Genomic DNA, 1,194 nt, shown 5'->3' with positions numbered 1-1,194 from the left:
ATTAATCCATAACCGCTGCGACGACGCCGGCGCCGACGGTGCGGCCACCTTCACGGATAGCGAAGCGGAGCTTCTCTTCCATGGCGATCGGAACGATCAGCTGAACTTCCATGGCGATGTTGTCGCCCGGCATCACCATCTCGGTGCCCTCGGGAAGCGTCACCACGCCCGTCACGTCCGTCGTACGGAAGTAGAACTGCGGACGGTAGTTCGTGAAGAACGGCGTATGACGGCCGCCCTCTTCCTTGGTGAGGATGTAAGCCTCAGCCTTGAACTTCGTGTGCGGCTTGATCGAGCCGGGCTTGCACAGCACCTGACCGCGCTCAACGTCCTCGCGCTTCGTACCACGAAGCAGAACGCCCACGTTGTCGCCAGCCTGGCCCTGATCGAGCAGCTTGCGGAACATCTCGACGCCGGTAACCGTCGTCTTGACCGTGTCCTTCAGGCCGACGATCTCGACTTCCTCACCGACCTTCACGATGCCGCGCTCGACGCGACCCGTCACCACCGTGCCGCGGCCCGAGATCGAGAACACGTCTTCGATCGGCATCAGGAACGGCTGATCAATCGGACGCTCCGGCTGCGGGATGTAGCGGTCAACCTCAGCCATCAGCTTCATAACCGCATCGCGGCCGATCTCGGGGCTGCGGTCTTCCAGTGCGCAAAGAGCCGAGCCCTTCACGATCGGAATGTCATCGCCCGGGAAGTCGTACTTCGACAGAAGCTCGCGGACCTCGAGCTCGACCAGGTCGAGAAGCTCGGCGTCGTCGACCATGTCGACCTTGTTCATGAACACCACAAGCGCCGGAACGCCGACCTGGCGGGCAAGCAGGATGTGCTCGCGGGTCTGCGGCATCGGGCCGTCAGCCGACGACACAACCAGGATCGCGCCGTCCATCTGCGCCGCACCCGTGATCATGTTCTTCACATAGTCAGCGTGGCCGGGGCAGTCGACGTGCGCATAGTGGCGGTTCGTCGTCTCGTACTCGACGTGCGCCGTCGAGATCGTGATGCCACGAGCCTTCTCTTCCGGCGCCTTGTCAATCTGGTCGTACGCCGTGAACGTCGCGCCACCGCTCTCCGCCAGAACCTTCGTGATCGCCGCAGTCAGAGACGTCTTACCATGGTCAACGTGACCAATCGTCCCGATGTTGCAGTGCGGCTTTGTCCGCTCAAACTTTTCCTTCGCCATCG

1 protein-coding gene is annotated in these 1,194 nt (G+C 62.1%); it reads right to left on the bottom strand.

Translation table 11 applies throughout. From position 1 onward, the window contains the following. Position 1: 1 nt before the first annotated feature. Positions 2 to 1,192, bottom strand: a complete 1,191-nt coding sequence (gene tuf / locus DQW91_RS16440) for an elongation factor Tu (RefSeq protein WP_112664719.1) — start codon at positions 1,190 to 1,192, stop codon at positions 2 to 4. Between the last annotated feature and the right edge of the window lie 2 nt (positions 1,193 to 1,194).

Source organism: Microvirga flavescens (assembly GCF_003290125.1).
GTDB classification, from domain to species: Bacteria; Pseudomonadota; Alphaproteobacteria; order Rhizobiales; family Beijerinckiaceae; genus Microvirga; species Microvirga flavescens.
The sequence above is the reverse complement of the archived record's forward strand: the minus strand, read 5'-3'. Positions and strand labels throughout refer to the sequence as shown.

Bases quoted from the DNA above. Each gene is read 5' to 3' on its own strand.
- tuf (WP_112664719.1), bottom strand. From the start codon at position 1,192: ATGGCGAAGGAAAAGTTTGAGCGGACAAAGCCGCACTGCAACATCGGG.